The following is a 370-nucleotide window of genomic DNA, read 5'->3' as shown; positions in this document are numbered from 1 at the left end:
CGACTGTCATCAATGCTCGCACGCTGCTCTATATCCAGACGTTCACGATCACGCTGATTGCGTATCTGTTCCTTAGCAATGTGCTGTCGTGGGTCGCGGGGCAAATCGGCGTGCGCGTTTTTCATCCGCCGCTCGAAGTGAAGAAACGCACGCGGCGACTCTTTCTTGTCGCACGACAGGCCGATCGCACCTGATCGCTGAAACCGGAGACCGAACATGTCGAGCGAATTGTTAATGACGAGCCTCGCAATCCTGTTTCAGGGATTGCTCGCGACACTGCTGTTGTCCGCGGCGGCGATTGTCGGCGGAACGTTGATCGGCCTGCTCGCAGCGGTGCTGCGTTCGTTCGGGCCGTGGGGCACGCCGACCG

At 59.5% G+C, this 370-nt stretch carries 2 pseudogenes; both read left to right on the top strand.

The features are described 5' to 3' along the window. Nucleotides 1-194: pseudogene (locus SB822_RS55410) on the top strand (amino acid ABC transporter permease); the annotation flags it as partial. A gap of 22 nt (nucleotides 195-216) precedes the next feature. Continuing rightward, nucleotides 217-370, top strand: a pseudogene (locus tag SB822_RS55405) (amino acid ABC transporter permease); the annotation flags it as partial.

This window comes from Paraburkholderia sp. SIMBA_054 (assembly GCF_046534875.1).
GTDB lineage: Bacteria > Pseudomonadota > Gammaproteobacteria > Burkholderiales > Burkholderiaceae > Paraburkholderia > Paraburkholderia hospita.
This window is presented reverse-complemented; position numbering and strand designations above follow the sequence as displayed.